Source organism: Bacillus sp. ok061, assembly GCF_900108285.1.
GTDB classification, from domain to species: Bacteria; Bacillota; Bacilli; order Bacillales; family Bacillaceae_G; genus Bacillus_A; species Bacillus_A thuringiensis_S.
Window position 1 is genome coordinate 16,496 of sequence record NZ_FNUW01000016.1, and the last position, 25,419, is coordinate 41,914.

A 25,419-nucleotide genomic window follows, 5' to 3' on the forward strand; every position below is an offset into this window, starting at 1 on the left:
CTTACTTCGACTCCTTTTCTTTGTAGATTTCATATTGTTCAGCTAAGTTGTAAGGCATTTTTTCGTACATGATTTCCATTAAATCAGTTACTTTTTGTTTTGGAGCTTGGTCAGCCTTAGCAATTGCTTGTTTGATATCTTCTTTTGCTTCTTCGATTACTGTCTCTTCAACTTCTTGAGACCATAGGCCTTTAGCTTCTAAGAACTTACGGAAGCGTACGATTGGGTCTTTTTGTTCCCATTCGTTTTCGATATCTTTTGTACGGTAACGAGTTGGGTCATCACCAGCCATTGTATGTGGACCGTAACGGAATGTTAAAGTCTCGATTAAAGTAGGGCCTTCGCCATTTACTGCGCGCTCACGAGCGAAAGCAGTTGCTGCATATACAGCTAATGGATCCATACCGTCTACTTGAATTCCGTAAATACCTGCTGCTACTGCTTTTTGTGCTACAGTTTTAGCTGCAGATTGCTTTTCTACTGGAGTAGAGATTGCATAACGGTTGTTTTGAACAACGAAGATCGCTGGAGCTTTGAATGCACCTGCAAAGTTCATACCTTCGTAGAAGTCACCTTGTGAAGCACCACCGTCACCAGTGTAAGTAATTGCAACAGATTTTTTACCACGTAGTTTCATACCTAACGCAACACCAGCAGTTTGGATGATTTGCGCACCGATAATGATTTGTGGAGCTAATGCATTTACATTCTCAGGCATTTGGTTACCCATGAAGTGTCCACGAGAGAATAAGAATGCTTGGTATAATGGTAATCCGTGCCATACTAATTGTGGTACATCACGGTATCCTGGTAAGATGAAGTCTTCTGCTTCAAGTGCGAAATGACTCGCTAATTGAGAAGCTTCTTGTCCAGCTGTAGGTGCGTAAAAACCTAAACGTCCTTGACGGTTTAAAGAAATAGAACGTTGATCTAATACGCGAGTATACACCATACGACGCATTAATTCTTTTAATTGATCATCAGATAATTCAGGCATAGCTGCTTCATTCACAACTTCACCGTTTTCATTTAAAATTTGTAATGTTTCAAATTGAGCTGCGATAGCTTTCATTTGCTCATCAACATTAAATAGGGTCTTTTTTGTTTTAGTACCCATTCCGTTCACCTCTTCCTCTCTTGAACCATATTCTGAAACGCTTTCACTGGCTATTTTCCAGTTTAAAAAGCGCAACGATGTAAACCAACATGTTTGTCTGTCGGTTGAGAATAATTTTGTGTACCTAACAATCTGTACTAATGTTTTTTCAGAAACATATTAATACAATCTTGATCACGTTTTTTAGTTTACAACTATTCTAATTACGATGTCAATTACTTTGAATACGTTTTTTTATAAATAATATGCAGGTTTCTACTACACAAACGTGTTTTTATTTTTTACATCTGTATTAGTAAGCATTGACCTACTGTTATATTATTCCCTTTTTCACTTATTTTTTCTCTTAGAATAATATGTAAACGATTTAATTCTCTTTAGTTTTTCTCTCTTCGTAACAAAAATATACAAACTACTCTTCCTTTTTTAGGTAAATACCTATACATTCCTACCCTCTCTTCCATACATTATAATAACCGCAGTATTAGCGGGAAATGATAAAGGAGGTCATCTCATGTACGGATACTCATATTGCTATCCAACTTGTTCATATCCTTCCTACGGTTATGGCGGTTCTTGTGGCGGATCTGGACGCGGCTTCGCCTTAATCGTTGTGTTGTTTATTCTTTTAATTATCGTTGGTGCTGCTTGCATTCGCTAATGTAAAACGAAACAACTATGGAAAGAAAAAGACGGCTTTGCCGTCTTTTTCTTTTTATTACATACATAACTACTCTATAATAGAACGATTTCCAAAATGCCTTCCCTTTCTTGCCGATGACTTTTTCCATCTCCTTTGGTAGACTAAAGAGGAAAGGAGAGATTACATATGCTTACAATGAAAGATGTTATTCGCGAAGGAGATCCTATTTTGCGCAACGTTGCAGAAGAGGTGTCATTACCGGCAAGCGAAGAAGATACAACTACCTTAAAAGAAATGATTGAATTTGTAATAAATAGCCAAGATCCTGAAATGGCTGAAAAATATAGTTTACGCCCTGGAATCGGATTAGCGGCTCCGCAAATCGGTGTTTCAAAAAAAATGATTGCAGTTCATGTAACCGATGCGGACGGTACATTATATAGCCATGCATTATTCAATCCAAAAATCATTAGCCATTCTGTTGAACGTACATATTTACAGGGCGGTGAAGGCTGTCTATCTGTAGACCGCGAAGTACCTGGTTATGTTCCTCGTTATACAAGAATTACAGTAAAAGCAACTTCTATTAACGGGGAAGAAGTAAAATTACGTTTAAAAGGTTTACCAGCAATCGTATTCCAGCACGAGATTGACCATTTAAATGGCGTTATGTTCTATGACCATATTAATAAAGAAAATCCATTTGTCGCTCCTGATGATTCCAAACCTCTAGAGCGATAATAATAAAGTGAAACTTTAATCAGTGGGGGTTTTGTTCATCCCCCACTGATTATTAGCCCTCACCAATCGGGCTTTTACGGGCAGCAGCCCCCCCACCTAACTTCTTTGCTTTCGCTGAATTTTGAGGTGGGGGTCTTACTACCCGGCAAATAGCGGGATAAAAAGGCGGAAGTTAATCTTCCGCCTTTTTATTATGAAATGGGTTCCATATTCACTTACAGCAATCCAGCCCACTTTAGTCCATGATATATACCGTCTTCACTAACGTCCTTTGTCACATGATTTGCAAGTTTTTTCAAGTCTTCATGGCCATTTCCCATCACAATACCTGTGCCAACGGCTTCGATCATTTCTAAATCATTTAAGCCATCTCCAAATGCATACACTTGATTACGATTAAAACCTAACTTTTCAATATATTTCTCAATTCCTTTTGCCTTAGAACCACCATTCGGAATGATATCCATTGAATATGCATGCCAACGAATAAAATGAAAATCTGGATAATGATTAATAAACTTTTCCTCTTCATTTACTTCACAAAAAAGTAGTGTTTGATAAATATTACGTTCCTCATAAAAATTAGGCTCATATGCGGGATGCTCGAAGTTTAAGCTTCCAAAGCCTTCTTTCACATAATCATGATATTCCACTGATGCTCTCATATCTTGATGGTCAAGGTATACAAGTGGATATCCTTCTTGTTTTGCAAACTGAGTAAACTTATGTAAAGCATCTGGATGTAACGGATTATTAAATATTACCTCATCTTCAAAGACAACATATTGTCCATTAAAACTAACATAATTATGTATATTAAGTTCCTTGCGAATATCTTCGAACATAAATGGCGCGCGCCCTGTCGCAATTGCTACATGTACACCTTTTTCTTGTAACTGTTTTACTGCATCTCGTGTAGATTGCGGAATTTTTTTATCATGATCTAATAATGTTCCATCAATATCAAAAAAAACAATTTTATCATTCATTTGTCAAAATCCTTTCTGGCACTCTATATTCCTATTTTGAATATCGCTTTTCAAATTCTAAAAAAAAGTATAACATATTAAACATCTGTGAAGAAAGCGTTCCCTTTCTGACCTTATTTATAAACTTTGCATATATATATTAGTAAAACATGTGGATACTTGTTCGGATGAATTTTCTTTTCCATTCTTCCTCATACTATACCTATAACTAACGGCTACTAATCGTTACTATAGAATAACTTTCACTGTATGGGAAAGGACAAGATTCACCATTCACTTTTGTCCTATCTCTTATATCAGAGATAGAGTTTTCACTAGTAATAGGCATGTTTAAAATAAGGAAAGGAAGGAGTAATCATGCTGAAGAAGCTGAAGAAAAAGCTCAAGCGTTATTTAAACGGTCTAGTCCGTAAAAAGACAATCGCTTAACTTGTGCCCATTTCGGGCTTTTTCTTCATTCTCATTCGAAAAAACATGAAAATCGTGACTGTTTGCTTTATAATAAGTAACAGATAATGCAAAACATAGACAAGGAGAGGTTTTCCAAATGATTTTTAAAGTATTTTATCAAGAAAAATTAACTGAGGTTCCAGTACGTGAAAATACAAAAGTTTTATATTTAGAGGCTACGTCTGAAAAAGATGTTCGTACAAAATTAAATAAGTTCGCATATAATATCGAGTTTGTTCAGTCTGTTACTGGCGCTCATCTTGAATATGAAAAAGAAAACGCTGATTTAACATTAGCGGAAATCGTATAGCGATATGAAATTTCTAAAAAACGACCAAGTTGCTGTATTTGCTCTCGGTGGGCTTGGTGAAATCGGTAAAAATACATACGCTGTTCAATTTCAAGATGAAATTATTATAATTGATGCTGGAATTAAATTTCCAGAGGACGAACTCCTCGGAATCGATTATGTAATACCAGACTACACTTATTTTGTGCGAAACGAAGATAAAATTAAAGGGTTATTCATTACACATGGTCACGAAGATCATATCGGCGGAATTCCTTATCTATTACGTCAAGTGAACATTCCGATTTACGGCGGAAAATTAGCAATTGCACTCATCAAAAATAAATTAGAAGAACACGGCTTACTTCGTAAAGCAAAACTTTACGAAATTCAAGAAGATGACGTTATTAAATTCAAAAAAACGTCTGTATCCTTCTTCCGTACAACTCACAGTATTCCAGATTCGTACGGCGTTGTTGTGAAAACACCTCAAGGTCAAGTTGTTCATACAGGTGATTTCAAATTTGATTTCACACCAGTTGGTGAACCAGCTGATTTAACAAAAATGGCTGAAATCGGTAAAGATGGCGTGCTATGTCTATTATCTGATAGTACGAACAGTGAAGTTCCAAACTTTACTATGTCTGAGCGTCGCGTTGGTGATAGCATTCAAGACATTTTCCGTAAAGTAGACGGACGGATTATATTCGCAACCTTTGCATCAAATATTCACCGCTTACAACAAGTTATTGAAGCTGCTGTTGAAAACAACCGTAAAGTAGCTGTGTTTGGTCGAAGTATGGAAGCAGCGATTGAAATCGGACAAAACCTTGGTTATATTCGTTGCCCGAAAGATACATTCATAGATGCATCTCAACTAAACCGCTTACCAGCTAATAAAGTTGTTATTTTATGTACAGGTAGTCAAGGTGAACCGATGGCAGCACTTTCACGTATTGCAAACGGTACACACCGCCAAATTCAAATTATTCCTGGAGATACAGTTGTTTTCTCTTCTTCACCAATTCCAGGAAATACAATTAGCGTAAGTCGTACAATTAACATGTTGTACCGCGCTGGCGCTGATGTAATTCACGGGAAACTTTCAAATATCCATACAAGTGGACACGGTGGGCAAGAAGAACAAAAGTTAATGTTACGTCTAATTAAACCGAAGTACTTCATGCCAATTCATGGTGAATATCGTATGCAGCGTATGCATATGAACATAGCAAATGATTGTGGTATCCCTGAAGAAAATTGCTTCATTATGGATAATGGCGATGTTCTTGCTTTACGTTCGGATGAAGCTAGCGTAGCTGGAAAAATCCCATCTGGTTCGGTCTACATTGATGGAAACGGTATTGGAGATATCGGCAATATCGTATTACGAGATCGTCGTATCCTTTCTGAAGAAGGACTTGTAATTGTAGTTGTAAGCATTGATATGAAAGAATTTAAAGTTGCAGCAGGACCTGATATCATCTCACGCGGTTTCGTTTACATGCGTGAAAGCAGTGATTTAATCAATGATGCACAAACATTAATTACAACTCATTTAGAAAAAGTAATGGAGCGTAAAACAACACAATGGTCTGAAATTAAAAATGAAATTACAGACACATTAGCTCCATTCCTATATGAGAAAACGAAACGCCGTCCAATGATTTTACCAATCATTATGGAAATATAAGAAAAAGGACAATGCTATGAAGGCATTGTCCTTTTCTTTTCTCTTATCTTAAAAAGTGTTTAAATCGATCCACTTCATCGTCATGACCAATGACAATTAATATATCTCCTGCTTGAATATTCTCCGTAGCCCGAGGGGATACGATAACTTCTTTACCTCGTTTAATTGCTACAATATTCAATCCAAACTTCGCACGAATATCTAATTCAATTAAAGAGTGCCCATCAATTTTTTTATTCGCAATAATCTCTACAATACTATGCTCATCTGAAAGCTCAAGGTAATCTAACACATTGCTTGATGCAATATTATTAGCAATCCTTTTTCCCATATCACGTTCTGGATGCACAATATGATCTGCACCTATTTTACTTAACACTTTTTCATGATAATCATTTTGAGCTTTTACAGTAATATTTTTTACACCCAACTCTTTCAAAATCAAAGTCGTTAAAATACTTGAATTTAAATTATCTCCAATAGCAACGACTACATGATCAAAATTTCGAATACCAAGGCTTTTTAATACCATCTCATCTGTTGAATCTGCAATTACAGCATGCGAAGCTATATTTGCAAATTCATTAATTTTATCCTCATCTGAATCGATTGCCATTACTTCCATACCTAATTGAGCTAGTTCTCGGCAAATACTTCCACCAAAGCGACCAAGTCCAATGACAGCAAATTCTTTTTCTTTCTCACCCACAGGAATTCCTCCAATAACTTCAAGTACTATTTATTTTCAGTGTAACACACTTTATATGCGTCACAAAAACTGTAATTAGCTCTTATTTCTGTTTTTGTATATAAAAATATTGTTGCAAGTAAAAAGCGATACCAACAAGTAACATAGCAAATACAAATATATTTCCAAACGAACTAAATGTTTCAAAAACGAATAATAATGTTTCTTGACCAAAAAAGGCAAATAGCAGCTGTGTGAATGCAAATAACAACGCCCATATGTAATGATGTTGATGAAATAAATAATGCGTTGCACCTAAAAAAGCAATAAACGAAAAGATAAAGATCCACCAATTTTCTAAAAATAGTTGCCAATTAGTAAATTGATATCCATTTACTAATATCGCAATAAGCGCGATAACTGCCATCGTCGGCACACTCCAAAATAATGCCCGTCCTCTAAAGAAACGAGTGCCTTTAACATCTCCTTTTTCATGTGCAATATATGTTAGTACTACTGTGCTTATATACAAAACAGAAAGAATTGTTAAAACGATAATGAGCCAAAAATGTAATTGATAATATTCATGTTCTATATTTGTCACGATTGCAGCTAACATACACGGAATTAACATTCCCGTCCAACCATCTACTTTTCTTTCATTCCAAAAGACCGTATTACCAATCCTTATTCCTAACAGCATAAAAATAATGATACCCAATACAAATAACGTAGTTTTATTCCCTACTAAACTCGTTGAGAAAGCAATTAATCCAATAAATAAAAAGAGCACAAACCCATTCATAATTTCTAGTACAGGTGATAAATATCTCTTCACCCATTTGTATGTTTCGTCATATTCATTATTATCTACTAGACGATAGGCATAAAAACTTATCCCAAAATAAACCGCCGCAATAATAACATACGCATATAAGACGAAACATAAAATCGCACTGCTAATTTGCACGTAATTCCCCACCCTTTTTTCTATGTTTCACATTGATTTTACACACTTTTCATACTAAAAGTAAACATATATAAGTTAGTCAAATAATTAATAATGAGCAGTGGCTAAAAACCCCCTGCTCATTATTAAAACAGTCCAATTAACTTTATTCTTTCATTTGTATGTAAATGTCTAAAATCAATCTATACGAGCGTTACTTACACCTCAGAACAAAAAAAATTTTGGAAACTTCAAGAAAGCGGAAGTTTTATTTTCTATTCCCTTTCCACTTTACATATTGGCTTAAAAATGTAATTGCCTTTTCAATCACTTCTTCATCTGGCTTTAATTTCGCATGATGTAAACCATATTCTGAATTTACTCCAAGCCAAAACATAAATCCAGGGATTTCTCGAAGCATATAACCAAAATCTTCACCTGTCATTGCCTCAGTACATGTAATAACATTCATATCTGTTTGTTTATGTACAAATTGCATAAACTCTCTCGTTAACTCTTCATGGTTATATACTTGATGATACATTGCTCCGTAATCTATAATCGCCTCACACTGGAAAGAAGCTTCGATACCTGCAACAATTGCCTCAATTCTGCTTTTCACACGCTTCATTGATTCTACTGATAATGTTCGAATCGTTCCTTCTAAACGAGATTTTTCTGCAATAATATTTTGAACCGTACCACCTGTAATTTTCCCGATTGTAATTACTGCACTATCAAGAGGATTTACATTGCGGCTAATAACGGATTGAAGCTGTGTAACAAGATGACTCGCTGCAACAATCATATCATTTGCAGTATGCGGATAGGCAGCATGGCCACCTTTCCCTTTTAAATCAATATATAATTCTGAAGTATTGGCAAATAACAGTCCTTCTTTCGTTGCAATTGTCCCTACAGCGTATTCTGGTGCAATATGAAGACCAAGAATTATATTTGGTTTCCATCCTTTTAACTCTTCACTTTCTAACATAGGAAGAGCACCGCCTGGTCCTTCTTCTGCTGGCTGGAATAGAAATACAAGGTCATCATCTATTCTTTCGCTCACAGCTTTCGTTAGAAGGCCTAAACCGATTGTTGTATGTACATCATGGCCACATGCATGCATCATTCCTTCATGAATAGAAGCAAACTCATATCCAGTTTCCTCTGTAATTGGTAAACCGTCTATATCTGCACGATAACCTATTATTTTTTCTGGATTTTTTCCATTTACTTTAACGATTACACCCGTTTTCCATGTCTTCACTTCCACAAATTCATGAGAAAGCGTTCCTATATAATCTAAAATATACTGTTGTGTTTTCCATTCCTTAAATCCGATTTCTGGAATTCTATGTAGATCTCTACGAATTTGGACAAATTTGCTTACTGTCATTTTTGCACCTCTATCTATAAAAAGCGTAAGAGCCCATTTACGCTCTTACGCTTTTTTTGCTTTTTATTTCTCTGGGTTTAATTGACGAAGCTCTTGTTTAATTTCTGTTTTTGCTTTTGTCTTCTCATCAATTTCTTTAATTACACGTGCTGGAGTACCTGCAACAACTGTGTATGGAGGCACATCTTCTGTTACAACAGCTCCCGCTGCTACAACTGCACCTTTACCTACTGTAACACCCTCTAAAACAACTACGTTTGCACCGATTACTACATCATCTTCAACGATAACTGGTTTCGCAGAAGGTGGCTCAATAACACCTGCAAGTACAGCACCTGCACCTACGTGACAGTTTTTACCGACTGTTGCACGTCCACCAAGTACTGCGTTCATGTCGATCATAGAACCTTCACCAATTACAGCACCAATGTTAATTGTTGCATTCATCATAATTACAGCGTTGTCACCAATTTCAACATGGTCACGAATAATAGCACCTGGCTCGATGCGAGCTTTAATACCTTTTAAATCAAGCATTGGGATTGCAGAATTACGACGATCGTTTTCTACAACGTAGTCAACGATGTGCTTATTATTCTCATCAAGAATTGTCTTAATTTCAGACCATTCTCCGAATAATACACCTGATTTTTTATTCACAAATGCTTGTACTGTTTCAGGGAATGTTACTTCTTTTAAATCCCCTTTTATGTATACCTTTACAGGAGTTTTCTTTTCACTTTTTTGAATAAACGAAATAATTTCGTTAGCGTCCATCATTTTCATTCTTGTTGCCTCCTAAATCCATTTATAATGTTACTCTACCAAACGAAAGAGCGAGTAGCAAGATAATAATCTTATTTTTCCCTTTGAATTTCTTCTATAATTTCTAAAAATGCTTGTACTTGCTTCAACTGCCTTGCTGAGTCACTTGTTAACAACCATGTTTCTCTCGTCAATTGAACAGGTGTTTTATACATATTTTCCTGTACTTCCTTTAAAACAGTAGAAGGTAAAAGGGCATAACCTATACCATTTAAAACAAGTTGTTTGCATGTTTCAATTTGGTCAACTACAATCGTTCGCTTAGGCGGATTAGAAAATAAACCATACCACCAATTTTGTATTTGTCCATAATAAGTCGAGTCACTTTTAAATTGAATGAACGGCCTATTTGTTTCTTTTAGCATCGAAATATCTTTTATTTCTTTATCAACTAAATACAGTTCATCTTCAAATAATTTTTGCTTTTGACCTTTATATTCTTGTGTTCCCCTCAGTATAGCAACATGAACGTCTCCTTCATAAAACTGCTTTTGCACTTCACTACTCCAACCAGTAAACAGTGATATCTTTACAGAAGGATATTTATGCACAAACTTTTTCAAAACAGGAGGAAGCCAATATTGACCAATAACTGATGCAACAGCTATTTTTAACGTTCCATGAGTTTCCGTTCTAAAAACAGCTAGCTCACTTTTTATATCCTCTTCCTTTTGCAACATTTCTTTGGCATAATTTGCAACTTTTTCCCCTTCAGGTGTAATTGTCAATCCTTTTTGTGAGCGAATAAAAAACTTCATTCCCCATTGTTTCTCCATAGATTGTAATCGTTGACTCAGCGCAGGTTGGGAAACAAATAAACGTTCCGCCGCTTTTCTCATATTTGATTCCTGAGCTAACACAACCATCATTTGAAAATCATCAATTTGCAACTTTCTCCCTCTTTCCTTAGCTTCCATACACCTTATTTCAACAAGCTTTCATTCAGAAAATACAATTTTCCAGCGCAAACTTTCCTTATGTTTTATGTCTTTTTAAATATAATACATACACAAGTGATATGCACGAAAAAAAGTGACTTCTTCGTTTCCATGAAGTCACTTTTCTCACGTTATCGATTATGTTGCCTTACTTTCTTATTCAACAATTTTAAAATAGCACGACGTGTTAAAATCCCCTCAAAATAGCCTTCTTCATTAACAGCACAAATAAAAGGATGATCAATTGTCATTTCTAAAGCTTTTGCAAACGAATCTTCTAATTTAAGAAAAGGTATATCTTCCTTCATCACCTGCTCTACTTTCATATCATCAAGTCTTTCAAACTCAATACGCTCTAATCCTAACATACCATCTAATATCATGGCAGTACTAATCAAACCATGTAATTTATACATTGGATCTAAGACAGGTATCGCCGAATATCCAGATTTCACAAGAACGAGTAAAGCATGTTCTAAACCATTTCCAATTTGGACATGAGCTACTTTTTCCGATGAAATCATTAAATCCTTCACAAGAATTTGTTGAAATTCGTCTTTCGGAATACTAATCATATTACATCCCCCATTTTCCCTTTTTCCTGCTTATGTTCATAACTCTATTCACATTTTATGACAGCGTTTTCATATTATTATTTTGTCCTAAATTTATTTCAATAAAAATACAATCACACAGCTATTTTAGCATACAGCACAAAAAAAAGACTACCATTCCGGTAGCGCTTAATACCCTTTATTTTTTAATCTGTAAAATAACCTTGTGATTTTTTTATATTGCATCACATCCGTCTGTTTCAAACCATTCTCAATATCTGTAAGTTCCACAGCTAAAATTTCACTTGCATAATTTTGCTGAAATAAAATATCTAGTAGTAAACTTTCTTCTTCCTTCGTTAAAACAACTTCCCTTTGCATATACCCCTCTCCTTACAATCGCATCGTTACTCTTATTATATAAAAAATTTAACCTATTTAATAGATGTAATATTCAGTTTTTACCAAAAGATATGTAGCAATTGTAAACATACAAAAAATCATTTCGTATATCGATTTGCATAGCTAAACGCCGCATAAGCATCCGGCTTAATTTTTGCAGTTAATCCCATCGCTCGAATTTTTTCTGTCATATCTAAAATAAATTCCTTTGTTAAACCATCATTCCCAATGTCTAAATGAATTTCCATTATGAATCCAGCCCCATCTTGAGCATAAGGATGCAATAACTCCCATATTGTTTGTATATGAGTAGGTGTAAATAGACATGCGATTTCTTGACTAAACTGCGTTTCTAAATATATTTTCTCACGTAAGGTTGCTGGCTTATCTTTTACTGATCTATGGTGTAAACAACCCCAGGCACCTTTTCCAACACGATGAATATGGATTGCTGTAATAAACCTCGTATCCTTTTGATGTGCTTGCGAGTCTGTCCCAATGGATAATCGATATAAATTTCGTGGATCCTTTTCAATGAAACTACAAATACGGTTAAAGACCATATCAAAATTTAAATGTCTCTCTGAAACATTGTAAAATTTATGTGCACCGTCCACAGAGTCACGTCCTTTCAATTAGACAGACTTTTCGTATTCTCATTGTATGGGACAAAAACTAAAATTATAACTTCCTATCCTTTATTCGTTTCAATATTTCGAATTACAAAGTGACAAACTTGGCACGTATAAATTACATTTTGATTAGATTGAGCCGTTAATACATGAATAATCTCAGCAGAACTTTGACAATTAGGACAAATCACAATTGGTAAATGTTCCATACGATAACCTCCTAGTTATATTTCTCCCACTATTTGCAGAACCCAGCAATTGTGAGAAGTTTAGCTTCACATATTCATCCGGTTAGCGGGACTACTTATCCACATAGATAGGCAAACTTACACAGATTAAATTTTCATTTTAATACCATTGTAGGAAAAATAAAAAACTTCTATACATTACGCTGGAAAGTAATAGAACTAAAAAAGGTACTGCCACATGGCAGTACCTTTTTTATATGTATCAAGAAATGATATCGTAAATCTCAATTGCAACCATGTCGATATTATCGAATTGGTACACTTGAGGTTTTTCACCTTGTTGATACACTTCTAACTCATACATTTCACTTTTATCGAAAAATTTCACGCTACATTTGCGCTCACCGTTCACTTCAAAATAGCGTTGTGCTACTTCACCGCTTTCAGCTTGTTCTTGTAGACTAACAAGTCGAGTTAAAATTCCTTGGAGTAGAGACATGAAATCTCTCCTTTCTCTGATCTTCCTACCAATAGGTTTTACAGCTATACTCATTCTATCCGTCATAACAGAAAAAATGTTCCACACTCTAGGATAAAGGTTATTGGCCAGAAACTCAACTAAAAATTTGTCGAAATGCGAAGGAAAAAACAGAAAGAACATATTTCCCCTTCTTTATTGCGGTTTTTATACTGGAAGAATATAATAAAAAACAGAAAAAAGGAGGAATTACAATGAAAAAAATTGAGGTTTATACACAACCTGATTGTACGCCATGTGTTATTGTTAAAGAATTTTTGAAGCATAATAACGTTGCATATGAAGAATTTGACGTAAAAAAAGACGCTGCTGCTCGCAATCGTCTTTTAAACGACTATGATTCTTATTCAACTCCAACAGTCGTAATTGATGGCGAAGTAGTTGCAGGTTTTCAAATTGAAAAGTTACAAAAACTACTCAATATAGAATAGGAATAGGTAAATGCCTATTCCTATTCTTATCCCGCTATTTGTAGGTAGTAAAACCCAAAAAATTTAGCTAAAGCAAAGGAGTTAGATGGGCTAGTAATCCCTCCCACTGGTTAAAAGTTTCACTTTATAATTGTTGCAACCTTTTTATTTCAGTTAAGAGTTCCTGACTTTCATGATATCCTGCTAACTTCCATTTATCTTGATCCCTTTTCAATGTTACAATTTGATATTGTCCACTTTTTGTCCGCTCATATACATATAAATTTTTATGTTCTTCATCATACGACATTTTCGTTTCTGAATTAAAAGAAAACGGTGCTTCTTTTGCCGGAAGTAAATATTCACCACTTTGTTTATCACTTCTGCTATTTTCATCTGTAAATACTTGAAGGAAATTATCTGTAAAATACGGTGATAACGTCTCTATCATCTTATTCATCGGCAAATGCTTCCCACGAATTGAAAACTGGGTTTCATAGCCTTTTTGTATCGTTGTAAATACTTCTTTCCGATCGACTTCCACTTCCTCTTTTCCTAAAACAGTCGTAACACTATAACCAACTAGAAAGGCAACACATACAAATAGAACAAGCCATATTCCATATTTCCTCATTTTTTCACCTTCCTTTTAAAAGAACTTGTCTTTGTAGTATTCATTGTAACAATGATTATGCAAAGACAGGACAGATTTCGTTCGTAAAATCTTTACAACGATAGACAGCATTTTCATCACCATTTTCACTATTACCAATTTATGATAAAAACAAACAAAAAATGCACGAATCTCTTCGTGCATTAAAATAAAACATCTTCTTCATATAAATATTCATAAGATAAATCTATAAATAAAAAGTTGTCATCATCAATCGGGAAAGAAAATGTTCGTACCATTTCTCCCGTTTCAATATCTGCATATAAATCTGAAAGCCTCGCCTTATTCTCAAAACGCATTTTCATGATATTCTCGAGAAAATACGGGCGCCAACTCCAGTTCTTCATATAATAATCCGGCATCACAATCCATTCTCCATCTTTTTTCATAACATTTCCTGATTGTTGGAAACCATCTTCATTACAAATAAATATACGAAAACTACACTGTGATACACTTTGACTAAATTGTAATAACCAATCATTTATATCTTCATTCTTTTTTTGTTTTGATAAAACATCGCCAATGCGATCGCGTAACATCTCTGTTAAATTATAAATTTTTTGTAACTTCTTCTTTTCATGCTGAATAAACTGATGACATTCATTACCAAGTCGCTCTTTCAAAACATTCGTTTCAATAAAATCAGGTAAACATTCTTTCAAATAATTACCTTGATAATATCTTCCGCCGTTCTTCCAAGCATATTGCAGTTGATAAAAAGCATCTATTTCTTCATATAACAAAGTTGCACCAATTCTTCTAGCAAGTAATGATAAAGAATATAAAATATCTTGATAAGATTGTAAAAGTGCTGTTTGCCTTAAGTTCGTTAAATCTACTTTTAAAATATCAGGTGCTAACACGCTAATACGCTCTAAATTACTTGTGCCCGTTCCGACTTTATTAATCGAAATTTGAATACCATATGTACGATAATACATAAGCAAATGATTAAATTGCTCTATATCTTCTTTACATTCATGCTCTGTAATCTCTAAAACAATTTGTTTTAAATTTAAACCTTGTTCTTCATACCTCAATAAAAGTTGAAGCAAGCTTTCATCATCATCATTCATTAATACATTAGCATTCCGATGTATAAATAATAATAATTTTTGATTGCTTTCTAAATAACGATTTAAAGCTTTTTCTACTATAATATTATCCGCTTCCAGTTGAAATTCACTTGGAATCGAATCATCGTGAAAGAAAGAAGCTAAACTTTGTATGCCCTCTTCTGTTTGAATACGTCCTACTACTTCGTATCCAATTACAGTATGCTCATCAGCACTAAAAATAGCTTGATAATAAGGAAGGACTTTATCCAAGTTACTCATTACATCTAATGCATCTATCAACGTGCTTCCCTCCCTTTACTTTTCAAAAATTATAACATGATATTTACGGAAAAATAATAAAAAATCCCTTCAGTTTTCCTGAAGGGATTAGAGGGGTAAAATGCTAAGGGGAATTAGCAATTCTACTATGAAGAAAAAAGAGGTCTTAAATATAACGTATATATGACCTCTTGTAAACACTTTTCTTTCATATGTCACAATTCCGTCACATTTAGCCATAAAAAAATGAATCAAATATTCATTTTTTTATCCCTTTTAAAATGGATATTGATGTAAATGTTGTCCTCCATCCATTGTCATGCAAGTTCCATTTATGTACGCAGCTTCATCTGAACATAAATAATAAGCTAGACCAGCGATTTCTTCTGGCGTACCCAGCCTTCCAAGCGGAACACTTTGTATCGTACGTTTAGCCATTTCTTCTGAAATCCATAATTTATCAGCACCGCCCGTACGTTCAATTGGTCCTGGCGCGATAGCGTTAACTCGTATTCCATATTTACGTCCCCACTCAACAGCGAGCGTCTTCGTCATCGCTAATACTCCTGCCTTCGCTGCAGCCGAATGAATAACTCCTGGACCAGCATCCCATGCATATGTTGCTACCATGTTAATGATATTCCCTTTTATACCTTTTTCAATCCAATATTTTCCGACAGCATGACTACAGTAAAACGTACCGTTTAATACAATATTAATGACTGAATTCCAGCCATTCACAGATAAATCTTCTGCTGGACAAATAAAGTTTCCAGCTGCATTATTTATTAAAACATCAATTCTACCAAACTTCTCATCAATCTGTTCAATCATTTTCTGAATGTCATCCGTATTTCTTACATCCATTTGTACAGGTAATACTTGCCCTGGAAATTGTTCAATTTCCAACTTTGTTTCCTCTAGTTTTTCCTTTGTACGTCCTGTAATAACAACTCGTGCCCCTTCTTTTGCAAAACGAGTCGCCATTCCTTTTCCCATTCCACTCGATCCACCTGTTATAATAACTACCTTTTCTTTCACATACATCCCCTCCAAAAAATGAATACACATTCATTTTATCACTTTATTTAATAGAAATCTTTATATTTTTAAACTTTTCTGATATTTTAGCGTAAAGAACTTTCTTTTTACTCATTTTTTTTCGTAATCTATACTACTTTTTATTATGTAAAGTATATTTTAAATAAACTGAAAGGAGATTTGAGTAGCCTATAAATAGAATGAAAACATTGAGGTATACTCATATTTTTATGAAGCACATTACAAGAAGAAATTTTTTAAAAATTGGTATGCGTACTTGTCTCTATTCATTTATAACCAGTAGCATCGGATACTACTATGCTAAATATATAGAGCCCCATTTCATTTCTTTTACACAGCACACATTAAAATCACAACTCATCCCAAAAAGTTTTCATGGGATGAAAATTCTTCAATTCAGCGATTTACATCTCGGATACTATTTCTCGCTTCAACATTTATCTCAAGTTGTTTCTAAAATTAATGCTGTAAATCCAGATATTGTCCTTTTTACTGGAGATCTCATTGATAATTATCAAACGTATACTGACACTCCTTTCGTTGCATCCATTTTAAAAAATATACAAGCCCCCTTCGGTAAATTCGCTATTTATGGTAACCATGATCACGGTGGATATGGAACTGAATACTATGAGCACATCATGCGTGAATCAGGATTTGAACTATTGCTAAATAGTGAAAAAAGAATTCGTCTAATGGATAATAGTGAAATTTCTATTTTCGGTCTCGATGATATACTACTAGGCAAACCAAAAATAGAGAAAACATTAGCGCATGCACGGCAAAATACTTATAACATTGTTCTTGTTCACGAACCAGATATCGCGCCCCAAGTTTCTAGATATCCAATCAACTTGCAACTTTCTGGTCATAGTCACGGCGGACAAGTACAAATTCCTTTTTTAGGAGCTATTATTACACCTTCACTCGCCAAAGACTATATTGAAGGCTTCTATACAATTCAGGATTTAACTCTCTATGTTAATCGAGGCCTGGGAAGAACACGTGTCCCATTTCGTTTTATGTCAAAACCTGAAATTACACTTTTTACACTCCAACATTCGTAATAATTCGCCTATTTTCTTGCACATCCTTTCTTGTACGCGCTCATCCACGTTTCATTTACCATATGATGAAAGTGAGTCCAATAAAGGAGGTATGTTCATGTATCCATATTATCAACCAATCCCAGTCCGTTCAGCACCTATTGGTCCAGTAGGCGACTCACGCTTCTTCCCGTTTTTTGGCGTTCCCTTTCTAGCTGGAATTGCTGGTGGATTACTCGGCGGAGCATTAGCTTTCGGCCCTCGACCATTTTACCCACCTTATCCACCACCTTTCCCGCCGCCAGCACCTTATCCTTGTTACGGTGGACCATGTCAACAACCATACTATTACTAAGTTAAAATAACGATTATTTCAAATGTTATTCTCTCAACGAGCCATCTTATTACACGCTTATAATAAAACTATTGTTTCTACTCATCCTTCCATTTTGGGAGCATATGAGTAGAAAAAAGTAAAAACCTCTTATAGACATAAGAGGTTTTTACTTTTTTCATTATTCAGCATCTGTATTTTGATACGCCATCTTAAACAACTTCACTTGGCTATCAATTTCTTCTGTACTACCATTAATAACATAATAGTAATCACCATCTTTATTTTGTTCACGTGTTTTCACATTATCAGCTAATGTAAGCTGTAAAATCGCCTTAATTCGTGCCTTCATTTCAATATCTAATATCGGGAAAGATATTTCCACTCGCTTCTCCATATTTCGCGTCATCCAATCAGCTGAAGATAAATATATTTTCTCCTCCCCATTATGATGGAAATAATAAATACGGCTATGTTCTAAATATCTTCCAACAACACTAACTACACGAATATTTTCACTTACATTTGGAATACCAGGTCTTAAACAACATGTTCCTCGAACAATGAGCTCTACCTTTACTCCAGCTTGTGATGCTTCGTACATTTTTTTAATTAATGGTTTATCTGTTAATGAATTCATCTTAGCGATAATATATCCATTTCCATATTGCCTATGATAACGGATTTCTTCATCTATTAAATCCATAAATTGTTCTCTTATATCAAATGGAGCAACCGATAAATGATGAAAATGTGGCTTTGTTGTATAACCACTTAAATAATTAAAGAAATTGGTTGCATCAACCCCAAAGTCTTTTCTTGATGTAATATATCCAAAATCAGTATATAACTTCGCTGTTGCATCATTATAGTTTCCAGTTCCAAGATGTACGAACCTTTCAATTTTTCCGTTTTTTCTTCTTACAACTAACGTAATTTTACTATGTGTTTTCAAGTGACTTACACCGTAAATAACATGACAGCCTGCCTGTTCCAATTCTTTAGCCCAATGAACATTGTTTTCTTCATCAAATCTTGCCTTTAATTCAACTAATACCGTCACTTGTTTTCCCTTTTCAGCCGCTATCTTTAACGCCTGAATAATTGGTGAATCACCACTTACTCGATATAACGTTTGTTTAATCGCAAGTACATTCGGATCGTCTGCCGCATCACGGACAAAATCAACTACCGGCTGAAATGATTCAAAAGGATGATGTAATAAAATATCATGCTCAATTGCTTTTTCAAATACATCTTCTTCATCACCTAAATCTTGAGGCGGTTGCGGAATAAGAGCCGGATATACAAGATGTTCATATAAAGGAGCTAGTTTTTTATATAAAGAAAACAAACATGTTAAATCTAATGGCCCATCCATTATATATACATCTTCATCTTTTACTTCCAGAACCTCATATAATAACGCTAATACTCTTTCATCAATGTGTTCTTTCCCAACTTCTAAACGTACAGCCCCCCCCCACTTACGCTTTTTTAATTCTTTTTCAATTACCTTTAATAAATCTCTCGCACCTTCTTCATGAATCGTTAAATCTGCATTGCGTGTAATACGGAAACGAGTAACAGATGATACTGTATATCCCGTAAATAATTTATGAGTAAAACTACTAATTACGTCTTCTAATAAAATAAATTTATACTTTTGCCCTTCGCTCGGTAAAAATATGAAGCGCTCAAGTAATGAAGGAACTTGTACAATTCCTAGCTTCGTCCGATTCTCTTCCTCCGCTTGCTTCTCATCATATAAAAGAGTAGCTAAATTCAAACTTTTATTTAATAACATTGGAAATGGGCGATATGCATCAATAGCTACAGGGGTTAACACCGGAAAAATTTGCTCATCAAAATACTCTTCTATAAATTCTCGCTGCTCTTTCGTCAAATCATGGAATGTTAAACGTTCAATTCCCTCTAACTCAAGCGCTGGCAATACATAATTTTTAAATGTATCATATTGTACTGTCATTAGTTCATGGGCTTTTATCGCAATTTTATTTAGTTGCTTTTTTGGTGTTAAGCCAGCTTTATTTTCTGGCTGATTAAATCCAGCACTCACTTGATCCTTTAATCCCGCTACACGTACCATAAAGAATTCATCTAAATTCGAACTAAAAATACTAATAAATTTCAATCTTTCCAAAAGTGGATTATTTCCATCTTGCGCTTCTTGTAGTACACGTTCATTAAATGCTAGCCAGCTTAACTCTCGATTATTGTAATAAGCTGTATCATTTAAATTTACTGCATTCCCCTTCAATAATTCCATTCTCTTCACACTTCCCCTTGAAACTTTTTTACTATAATTTAGTTAATTTTATTTTATCAAATTACAATATTACAAAGTGTAAATTTTTCGTAAAGACATCCGTACGACCTAATGTTTTAGTTCAAATAACAAGTTAATATTCGTTTTTAATACTCTTTCTAACTGTTTTTTTTGTTTTTCAGCTTGCACTTTTTCTGCTAATGCAGACTGTTCACATAAAACTTTAAACGTTAATGCCTCTTTGCTTTCTGTTATAGATATGGTTTCAACAAGCGATCGTTGCCTTGCATTTAAAGCAGCTGAAAATTGTAAAACAGCTCCTAATAGGCGGATTTTTTTTTGTTCACTTTTATCAAACCAACCTTCAAATGGAGATAAATGTTGTTTAAATAGCATTTTTGATTTATAAGATGCAATAAGCGCTAACCTCACTCTATCTTTATGCATCATGCCATCAATTGTTTTATTCGCCAATAAATAAAACGTATGTAAACGGCTCGCTTCTTCGTCTATATATTTGCCTATATTAAATACTTTCGCTGCTTGATGGAACACTTCCCAGTCTTTTACTGACATAGAAATAAGCCCTATTTCCTCAAGTTGTTTGCAAATTAGTCTTCCATGTTTAATAAGTTGAATAACAAATTCCATATCCATTTCGTATTCATGTGATAGTAAATGCAAACTTTCTTCAACTACGTTCGGATAATATGAAATCCCCAAATCTTTTGTCAACTCTTCATAGAAAACACCTTCTCTTAACCCTTTTCTACTTAATACAAATGCCGGTGCCTCTATAACATTAGCAAGTGTATGAAATACTTCAACCGCTGGAATAATCGTATCCGCTCGATCTTTTGCCAATCCTTCCAATTTCTGAAGTTCTATGAACGACAATTTTTCCAATTCATCTTTTACATTTTCAATATCTTCTTCTTTCATCTTGTATAAATGTAATCCTGCTATAGGATAACATATTAAATTTTGATGGATTTTTACTAAGTTCCTCGCACTACCACCAATTGCAATAAGAGGCAATTTCTTATTGATTAACCATGGTAACGTTTGAAATTGAAATTCTAAATACTGTTGCATTCCCTCTAACTCATCTTTAGTAGGAATATCACCTTTAATAAATTGTTGCTTTAAAGAAAGTGCCCCAAAAGGAAAACTATGGTACTCTAAAATCTCTCTATTTCTAAAGTATGTAACTTCCGTACTTCCCCCACCAATATCTACCGTTATTCCTTCTGAAAACGATGTAGAATTCATAACCGCCAAGTATCCGTAACGCGCTTCCTCATATTCTGATAATACTCTAAGAGTAAAGTCCGTTTGTCCTTCAATAAGCTTCTTAATTTCCTCTTGATTCTCAGACTGTCTAATTGTTGCTGTTGCAACACAAAGTACATGATGCAACTGATGGAACCTTGTACTTTCTTGAAATTGAAATAATGTCTGTAATAATACTTCTATTCCCTCTTCATTCAACACACCATCAATTAAGTAATTTCTTAACCTAGCAACCACTTTCGTATTTTCAATCTCTTTATAAAAACCTCCATTTTGCTTTTCATAAATAACTAAACGCATTGTATTAGATCCAATATCTATAATGGCATACTGTTGTTTTAATATTTCTTTCAAACTTCTCACTCTTTCATTATCAAATTTCAAAAACATATTCTATTACTATTATACAAAATAGTTGTTTTTTGTAACAATATTGCTTTAATATTGAAAATATATACAATCACTTTTTGCATATAATAAAAACCTATTTTATTTATGCTATAATAATGAAAAATTGAAAGGAGATTCAATATGAAACCTTCACAACCACAATCTCAATTACAAAACCAACATTCTATTAATCGACTAGCTCAATCTATTTTCGTTGTGAATCGTCATGCTAAAGCAGCTACTAATCCTAAATATTTATACTGGTTAAAAAAGACAGCTTTAGAGCGTTTGATTGCTGAAAAAAAAGCAATTAAAGAAGGATTACATTTTTCTAGAAACCCACGTTTTAGCCAACAACAATCTGATGTCCTTATACGTTTAGGCGATTATTTTTTCCACATCCCTCCTACGAAAGAAGATTTTCGAATTCTACCGCATCTTGGTCATCTTGAATCCTCCTATCGAAATCCGAAAACAACCTTATCTTTAACAGTAGCAAAAAAAACACTTCAAGATTATATTGGGCCTGAAGCATTGAAACAAGAAAAAAAATTAAGTGAACCGGTTCCATGGTATAGTCGTACTTATACAAAAAAATAAAACAGTTTGGCCAAGTGTAGGCCAAACTGTTTTATTTTTTCTCTTCTTTAATTTTAATATTTGCTTGTTTATAAAAAGCTACTTTTTCTGTATTATAAGACTTTGTGAATTCATTAAATTTATCTTTTTCTGACTCAATATCCTTATAAGATTGATTTACTACTTTTACTTTTTCACTAATATCTTTTAATTTAGTACCTTTATCTTGTAACATTGTATATAACTCTTTTTCTTGTTTTAAAGATTTATTATAGCTGTCATACATTTTATTAAATGAATCGTGTCGTTTCTCATACATACTTTTCACTTTATCAGCTTGATCTTTCAACTTATTATCTTCAATTTTCTTCACATACTTATCAGCTGACTTCACTTCTTCTTGCGCTTTATTTAAGGCCTCTTTTTCTTTTGTAAGTACTTTTTCTCGTTCAGTTGTATTCTTTTCTGCTTGATTCAGTTTTTCTTTAACAGTTTGATTATTATCTTTTCCTTCTTGCACAATCTGGTTATATAATTCTTGTCCTTCTTTCTCTAAAGCCTCAAGTTTTTTTGCATCTTCAAACATTGTTTTTTCTTGTTTAGCAGCGTTTTCAAACGCTACATATAATTCTTCTTCTGGTTTCGGTCCAAAACAACCAGCTAATAAAGTCATTGATAATGCAGTTATAATTGCTAATTTACTATATTTCAACATCTCTTCCTCCTACTTATAAACGACCATCGTGTAATATAAAAAAGTTATAAAATATGTAATTGTTCTATACACTCGCATCTTTTTTACGAAGATCATTAATATTGTTTGTACAAATTATTACTTAATATTACATTATTCTTTTTGAAGTATTTAGCAGTTCCATCTCCATCTTTAAGTATAGTACTTCGTGTTTTTTAAAACCTGTTCACACTATGTATTACCTTAATGGCCACAGAATTTCACCTCAGTCTTAATAAGACTATAATAGTTCACCTGATAAAAGGTGATCGTTCCGCTCTCACGTCTATCATTCCCTTTCCAGCTTTCTATCAAATAATCTCTTTGTTCATTTTACACAGTACAATCGATATCTCGCAACAACTTACAAATATTCTTTTCATTTCCTAAAAAGGAAAAGTGTAGAGCTTGCTTTCCTCTACACTTTTAAAATAAAACACATTGTGCAAATTGCATTGGCACTACCATCATAATTATATGCTTATTTCATATATTTTTAAAGACTTTTATTACAAACGAAGCGTTTTTTTGTAATAAAAGTCAAAAAAATGTTACAAATAAAACTTCTTCCTATCAAATATCTTCAAATCAAAGCTTCACTCATTTTCTTGCAAATTTCTATACTGGTACAATTGATTTTGCGACTTTCTCAACAGTTCTTCAAACGTTTTTCCTTCTACTGGATAGCTAGCTGCTCCAAATAAAAGAGTGACACTGAGTAAATCACCTTCTATTTCACTTTCAATATTTTTCATTAATCTGTTTGTTATTGTTGATGTTTCATGACCATTATCAATTGCTACAATAACATACTTATTTTCATCCCACTTTGTAACAACATCTCCCTTCCGAATTGACTTTACAATGGTACTCTCTAATTTTTGTACTAACACTCCCAATTTTTTTTCTTGCAACGCGTCTTTTAATCCTTCCCATTCTTTTACAGAAAGAATGTAAACTGTAATATTACGGGAAGCTCTTTCAGATAAAGCGGCTACTTTCCCAAAAAAATCAACAACAAAATCGTTGCTTGCCATTCCTCCTACTTCTACATTCATACGCTTGTTCGCTCTTTTATCGTACCAATGTCCAAAATAATAACTTAGTATCATTTGCAATATATAAATAATAAAGACGGTATAAAATGATCGTGAATCCAGTTTTGCAATTACATCCTGAAGTGCAATCCATTCTGTAACTGCCACTGTATTTCCAAGTAATAATCCACTAATTTTCCCTTTATGTTTCATACTTCTCCCCCTTTTATACCAATATATGTTTCTATATCAATAATGTTTTTCTACAAAATAAAAAATGTACATATCCAATGTACATTTCTGCTTAAGCTTGTATACCTTTTCTACTCTATTTCATATATATAATATATAACTTTTATAGAAAGGAGTAATCTATATGCTACAAAAAGAGAATCTATCAGATGCTATGCGTTTACTAGCTGGTTTTCTATTATCATTAAAATTATTATTTACCTCTTTCGGCATACACTTTATTACAAACGATCAAATCGACGCTATTGTTAATGTTGTTTCATTTTTATTTATTCTATACTTTGGCTACAAAAATAACTATGTAGGAAAAAAAGGAATGGAGCAAAAGAAAATACTCAAAAAACACAACCTTCACTAAAAAAAGGAACCTTTTGTACAGGTTCCTTTTTATTATTGACGCACAACAACTTCATTTGTTTGCAGTGGACCATATGATATCTCTTTATCTTGAAATGTATATGTAGCCTGAAAGAATGCTTGTTTAAGAGCTTTATCTTTATTAGCTTTTATTTTACAACGTAGTTCCACCTTTTCATTCGGTAACAAATCATCAATTCGCCACCTTACAAGCTGGAATAAAAACTCACTTATCCCCTTATCAACTTTTAAAGAATTAGGAATATAAGCAAAGTAATCTCGAATCATATGACTTACAACAACTCTCGAAATCATTTCTACCCCTTTATTTTCCACTTCAATTCTCATAATAAGTATGTCGTTTACATCGTAGGTCAATTCATACGAAAATTGTTCTGTATACATACTACCAATTTTTAATGTAACGGCTACTTGAGGAAATTCATTTTCCTTTTTCGATCCGTCAATCCACAATACTGGTTGTAGCGGTATTGAATACTTTCCTGTATCCGAAATTCGCCCCCATATTTTCATAATATATATTCACCTCATTTCAGATGTATCATACACACAATGAATTCCCCAAAT

General features: G+C 33.9%; 29 protein-coding genes. 9 read left to right on the forward strand and 20 right to left on the reverse strand.

Translation table 11 applies throughout. The features are described 5' to 3' along the window. Position 1: 1 nt before the first annotated feature. The gene (gene pdhA, locus C4S65_RS20150) at positions 2-1,117 is read right to left on the reverse strand and encodes a pyruvate dehydrogenase E1 component subunit alpha (protein ID WP_000536895.1); all 1,116 of its coding nucleotides are present in this window, start codon (positions 1,115-1,117) and stop codon (positions 2-4) included. Positions 1,118-1,631: 514 nt separating this feature from the next. Between pdhA and C4S65_RS20155 the strand changes: the two genes are divergently transcribed. Next, positions 1,632-1,778 carry a YjcZ family sporulation protein gene (locus C4S65_RS20155; RefSeq protein WP_000274562.1) on the forward strand — a complete coding sequence of 49 codons (147 nt, stop codon included), beginning with the start codon at positions 1,632-1,634 and terminating at the stop codon, positions 1,776-1,778. 168 nt (positions 1,779-1,946) lie between these two features. Beyond that, positions 1,947-2,501: a peptide deformylase gene (gene def, locus C4S65_RS20160; protein WP_000957050.1), complete on the forward strand. Its 555-nt coding sequence runs from the start codon at positions 1,947-1,949 to the stop codon at positions 2,499-2,501. A 215-nt stretch (positions 2,502-2,716) separates the two neighbouring features. On the opposite strand, the gene C4S65_RS20170 is transcribed toward def, so the two are convergent. Continuing rightward, positions 2,717-3,490, reverse strand: a complete 774-nt coding sequence (locus C4S65_RS20170; RefSeq protein WP_000998276.1) for a Cof-type HAD-IIB family hydrolase — start codon at positions 3,488-3,490, stop codon at positions 2,717-2,719. Between the two features lie 547 nt (positions 3,491-4,037). Here C4S65_RS20170 and C4S65_RS20180 point away from each other — a divergent pair. Together C4S65_RS20180 and rnjA are read left to right on the forward strand one after the other, a co-directional pair. Beyond that, positions 4,038-4,250 (forward strand): DNA-dependent RNA polymerase subunit epsilon, encoded by a 213-nt coding sequence (locus C4S65_RS20180; protein ID WP_000576435.1) that lies wholly within the window; start codon positions 4,038-4,040, stop codon positions 4,248-4,250. A gap of 4 nt (positions 4,251-4,254) precedes the next feature. Continuing rightward, on the forward strand, positions 4,255-5,922 hold the full coding sequence (gene rnjA / locus C4S65_RS20185; protein ID WP_000670375.1) for a ribonuclease J1: 1,668 nt from the start codon (positions 4,255-4,257) through the stop codon (positions 5,920-5,922). A 43-nt stretch (positions 5,923-5,965) separates the two neighbouring features. Here the strand turns inward: rnjA and C4S65_RS20190 are convergent, their stop codons facing one another. The 10 genes from C4S65_RS20190 to C4S65_RS20235 all read right to left on the reverse strand — a co-directional run bounded on the left by C4S65_RS20190 (position 5,966) and on the right by C4S65_RS20235 (position 12,996). Next, positions 5,966-6,631 carry a TrkA family potassium uptake protein gene (locus tag C4S65_RS20190; RefSeq protein WP_000504032.1) on the reverse strand — a complete coding sequence of 222 codons (666 nt, stop codon included), beginning with the start codon at positions 6,629-6,631 and terminating at the stop codon, positions 5,966-5,968. Positions 6,632-6,713: 82 nt separating this feature from the next. Continuing rightward, the gene (locus C4S65_RS20195) at positions 6,714-7,580 is read right to left on the reverse strand and encodes a cytochrome c oxidase assembly protein (RefSeq protein ID WP_001167323.1); all 867 of its coding nucleotides are present in this window, start codon (positions 7,578-7,580) and stop codon (positions 6,714-6,716) included. A 247-nt stretch (positions 7,581-7,827) separates the two neighbouring features. Further along, complete coding sequence (locus C4S65_RS20200) at positions 7,828-8,958, reverse strand: N-acetyldiaminopimelate deacetylase (protein ID WP_061666351.1); 1,131 nt, start codon at positions 8,956-8,958, stop codon at positions 7,828-7,830. A gap of 63 nt (positions 8,959-9,021) precedes the next feature. After that, a complete protein-coding gene (gene dapD, locus C4S65_RS20205; RefSeq protein WP_000783241.1) occupies positions 9,022-9,744 on the reverse strand; it encodes a 2,3,4,5-tetrahydropyridine-2,6-dicarboxylate N-acetyltransferase in 723 nt (240 codons plus the stop codon). A gap of 71 nt (positions 9,745-9,815) precedes the next feature. After that, positions 9,816-10,700 (reverse strand): LysR family transcriptional regulator, encoded by an 885-nt coding sequence (locus C4S65_RS20210; protein WP_003261853.1) that lies wholly within the window; start codon positions 10,698-10,700, stop codon positions 9,816-9,818. Positions 10,701-10,852: 152 nt separating this feature from the next. Beyond that, positions 10,853-11,296, reverse strand: coding sequence for a cyclic-di-AMP-binding protein CbpB (gene cbpB, locus C4S65_RS20215; RefSeq protein WP_000623573.1), 444 nt, complete (start codon positions 11,294-11,296; stop codon positions 10,853-10,855). 168 nt (positions 11,297-11,464) lie between these two features. Beyond that, positions 11,465-11,656: an antirepressor AbbA gene (gene abbA / locus C4S65_RS20220; protein ID WP_001188692.1), complete on the reverse strand. Its 192-nt coding sequence runs from the start codon at positions 11,654-11,656 to the stop codon at positions 11,465-11,467. A gap of 119 nt (positions 11,657-11,775) precedes the next feature. Then, positions 11,776-12,294, reverse strand: coding sequence for a ribonuclease H-like YkuK family protein (locus C4S65_RS20225; protein ID WP_000348489.1), 519 nt, complete (start codon positions 12,292-12,294; stop codon positions 11,776-11,778). 74 nt (positions 12,295-12,368) lie between these two features. Beyond that, positions 12,369-12,518, reverse strand: a complete 150-nt coding sequence (locus C4S65_RS34520; RefSeq protein WP_000400649.1) for a hypothetical protein — start codon at positions 12,516-12,518, stop codon at positions 12,369-12,371. Positions 12,519-12,759: 241 nt separating this feature from the next. Further along, complete coding sequence (locus tag C4S65_RS20235; RefSeq protein ID WP_000055151.1) at positions 12,760-12,996, reverse strand: YkuJ family protein; 237 nt, start codon at positions 12,994-12,996, stop codon at positions 12,760-12,762. A 233-nt stretch (positions 12,997-13,229) separates the two neighbouring features. Here C4S65_RS20235 and C4S65_RS20240 point away from each other — a divergent pair, with 233 nt between their 5' ends. Next, entirely contained in the window at positions 13,230-13,466 is a 237-nt protein-coding gene (locus C4S65_RS20240) for a glutaredoxin family protein (RefSeq protein WP_103945412.1), read from the forward strand. 124 nt (positions 13,467-13,590) lie between these two features. On the opposite strand, the gene C4S65_RS20245 is transcribed toward C4S65_RS20240, so the two are convergent. The 3 genes from C4S65_RS20245 to fadH form a co-directional block, all read right to left on the reverse strand. Next, positions 13,591-14,079, reverse strand: coding sequence for a DUF3993 domain-containing protein (locus tag C4S65_RS20245; RefSeq protein WP_001233804.1), 489 nt, complete (start codon positions 14,077-14,079; stop codon positions 13,591-13,593). 182 nt (positions 14,080-14,261) lie between these two features. Further along, positions 14,262-15,479, reverse strand: coding sequence for an EAL-associated domain-containing protein (locus tag C4S65_RS20250; RefSeq protein WP_086407633.1), 1,218 nt, complete (start codon positions 15,477-15,479; stop codon positions 14,262-14,264). Positions 15,480-15,734: 255 nt separating this feature from the next. Next, positions 15,735-16,499, reverse strand: a complete 765-nt coding sequence (fadH, locus tag C4S65_RS20255) for a 2,4-dienoyl-CoA reductase (protein ID WP_000660913.1) — start codon at positions 16,497-16,499, stop codon at positions 15,735-15,737. 230 nt (positions 16,500-16,729) lie between these two features. On the opposite strand from fadH, the gene C4S65_RS20260 reads away from it, so the two are divergent. Both C4S65_RS20260 and C4S65_RS20265 read left to right on the forward strand, forming a co-directional pair. Beyond that, entirely contained in the window at positions 16,730-17,587 is an 858-nt protein-coding gene (locus tag C4S65_RS20260) for a metallophosphoesterase (protein ID WP_086407653.1), read from the forward strand. Positions 17,588-17,684: 97 nt separating this feature from the next. Further along, a complete protein-coding gene (locus C4S65_RS20265) occupies positions 17,685-17,921 on the forward strand; it encodes a hypothetical protein (protein WP_000283738.1) in 237 nt (78 codons plus the stop codon). Between the two features lie 160 nt (positions 17,922-18,081). Here the strand turns inward: C4S65_RS20265 and C4S65_RS20270 are convergent, their stop codons facing one another. Further along, a complete protein-coding gene (locus tag C4S65_RS20270) occupies positions 18,082-20,190 on the reverse strand; it encodes a polyphosphate kinase (protein ID WP_086407634.1) in 2,109 nt (702 codons plus the stop codon). Between the two features lie 108 nt (positions 20,191-20,298). Beyond that, on the reverse strand, positions 20,299-21,873 hold the full coding sequence (locus tag C4S65_RS20275) for a Ppx/GppA family phosphatase (RefSeq protein WP_061666348.1): 1,575 nt from the start codon (positions 21,871-21,873) through the stop codon (positions 20,299-20,301). Between the two features lie 141 nt (positions 21,874-22,014). Between C4S65_RS20275 and C4S65_RS20280 the strand changes: the two genes are divergently transcribed. Next, a complete protein-coding gene (locus C4S65_RS20280; RefSeq protein ID WP_000804864.1) occupies positions 22,015-22,473 on the forward strand; it encodes a YkyB family protein in 459 nt (152 codons plus the stop codon). A gap of 31 nt (positions 22,474-22,504) precedes the next feature. Here the strand turns inward: C4S65_RS20280 and C4S65_RS20285 are convergent, their stop codons facing one another. Both C4S65_RS20285 and C4S65_RS20290 read right to left on the reverse strand, forming a co-directional pair. Further along, positions 22,505-23,167: a YkyA family protein gene (locus C4S65_RS20285; protein ID WP_086407636.1), complete on the reverse strand. Its 663-nt coding sequence runs from the start codon at positions 23,165-23,167 to the stop codon at positions 22,505-22,507. A gap of 614 nt (positions 23,168-23,781) precedes the next feature. Next, entirely contained in the window at positions 23,782-24,435 is a 654-nt protein-coding gene (locus C4S65_RS20290; RefSeq protein WP_000680817.1) for a diguanylate cyclase, read from the reverse strand. A 163-nt stretch (positions 24,436-24,598) separates the two neighbouring features. Between C4S65_RS20290 and C4S65_RS20295 the strand changes: the two genes are divergently transcribed. Beyond that, positions 24,599-24,832, forward strand: coding sequence for an SPP1 phage holin family protein (locus tag C4S65_RS20295; RefSeq protein WP_000939448.1), 234 nt, complete (start codon positions 24,599-24,601; stop codon positions 24,830-24,832). 32 nt (positions 24,833-24,864) lie between these two features. On the opposite strand, the gene C4S65_RS20300 is transcribed toward C4S65_RS20295, so the two are convergent. Further along, positions 24,865-25,365: a hypothetical protein gene (locus C4S65_RS20300; protein WP_000708116.1), complete on the reverse strand. Its 501-nt coding sequence runs from the start codon at positions 25,363-25,365 to the stop codon at positions 24,865-24,867. Between the last annotated feature and the right edge of the window lie 54 nt (positions 25,366-25,419).

Coding starts and splice junctions, on each gene's coding strand:
- C4S65_RS20275 (WP_061666348.1), bottom strand. CDS start 21,873: ATGTTTTTGAAATTTGATAATGAAAGAGTGAGAAGTTTGAAAGAAATA.
- def (WP_000957050.1), top strand. CDS start 1,947: ATGCTTACAATGAAAGATGTTATTCGCGAAGGAGATCCTATTTTGCGC.
- C4S65_RS20280 (WP_000804864.1), top strand. CDS start 22,015: ATGAAACCTTCACAACCACAATCTCAATTACAAAACCAACATTCTATT.
- C4S65_RS20290 (WP_000680817.1), bottom strand. CDS start 24,435: ATGAAACATAAAGGGAAAATTAGTGGATTATTACTTGGAAATACAGTG.
- abbA (WP_001188692.1), bottom strand. CDS start 11,656: ATGCAAAGGGAAGTTGTTTTAACGAAGGAAGAAGAAAGTTTACTACTA.
- dapD (WP_000783241.1), bottom strand. CDS start 9,744: ATGAAAATGATGGACGCTAACGAAATTATTTCGTTTATTCAAAAAAGT.
- C4S65_RS20260 (WP_086407653.1), top strand. CDS start 16,730: ATGAAGCACATTACAAGAAGAAATTTTTTAAAAATTGGTATGCGTACT.
- rnjA (WP_000670375.1), top strand. CDS start 4,255: ATGAAATTTCTAAAAAACGACCAAGTTGCTGTATTTGCTCTCGGTGGG.
- C4S65_RS20180 (WP_000576435.1), top strand. CDS start 4,038: ATGATTTTTAAAGTATTTTATCAAGAAAAATTAACTGAGGTTCCAGTA.
- C4S65_RS20265 (WP_000283738.1), top strand. CDS start 17,685: ATGTATCCATATTATCAACCAATCCCAGTCCGTTCAGCACCTATTGGT.
- C4S65_RS20285 (WP_086407636.1), bottom strand. CDS start 23,167: ATGTTGAAATATAGTAAATTAGCAATTATAACTGCATTATCAATGACT.
- pdhA (WP_000536895.1), bottom strand. CDS start 1,117: ATGGGTACTAAAACAAAAAAGACCCTATTTAATGTTGATGAGCAAATG.
- C4S65_RS20155 (WP_000274562.1), top strand. CDS start 1,632: ATGTACGGATACTCATATTGCTATCCAACTTGTTCATATCCTTCCTAC.
- C4S65_RS20240 (WP_103945412.1), top strand. CDS start 13,230: ATGAAAAAAATTGAGGTTTATACACAACCTGATTGTACGCCATGTGTT.
- C4S65_RS20170 (WP_000998276.1), bottom strand. CDS start 3,490: ATGAATGATAAAATTGTTTTTTTTGATATTGATGGAACATTATTAGAT.
- C4S65_RS20295 (WP_000939448.1), top strand. CDS start 24,599: ATGCTACAAAAAGAGAATCTATCAGATGCTATGCGTTTACTAGCTGGT.
- cbpB (WP_000623573.1), bottom strand. CDS start 11,296: ATGATTAGTATTCCGAAAGACGAATTTCAACAAATTCTTGTGAAGGAT.
- C4S65_RS20210 (WP_003261853.1), bottom strand. CDS start 10,700: ATGGAAGCTAAGGAAAGAGGGAGAAAGTTGCAAATTGATGATTTTCAA.
- C4S65_RS34520 (WP_000400649.1), bottom strand. CDS start 12,518: ATGGAACATTTACCAATTGTGATTTGTCCTAATTGTCAAAGTTCTGCT.
- C4S65_RS20245 (WP_001233804.1), bottom strand. CDS start 14,079: ATGAGGAAATATGGAATATGGCTTGTTCTATTTGTATGTGTTGCCTTT.
- C4S65_RS20200 (WP_061666351.1), bottom strand. CDS start 8,958: ATGACAGTAAGCAAATTTGTCCAAATTCGTAGAGATCTACATAGAATT.
- C4S65_RS20270 (WP_086407634.1), bottom strand. CDS start 20,190: ATGGAATTATTGAAGGGGAATGCAGTAAATTTAAATGATACAGCTTAT.
- C4S65_RS20300 (WP_000708116.1), bottom strand. CDS start 25,365: ATGAAAATATGGGGGCGAATTTCGGATACAGGAAAGTATTCAATACCG.
- C4S65_RS20235 (WP_000055151.1), bottom strand. CDS start 12,996: ATGTCTCTACTCCAAGGAATTTTAACTCGACTTGTTAGTCTACAAGAA.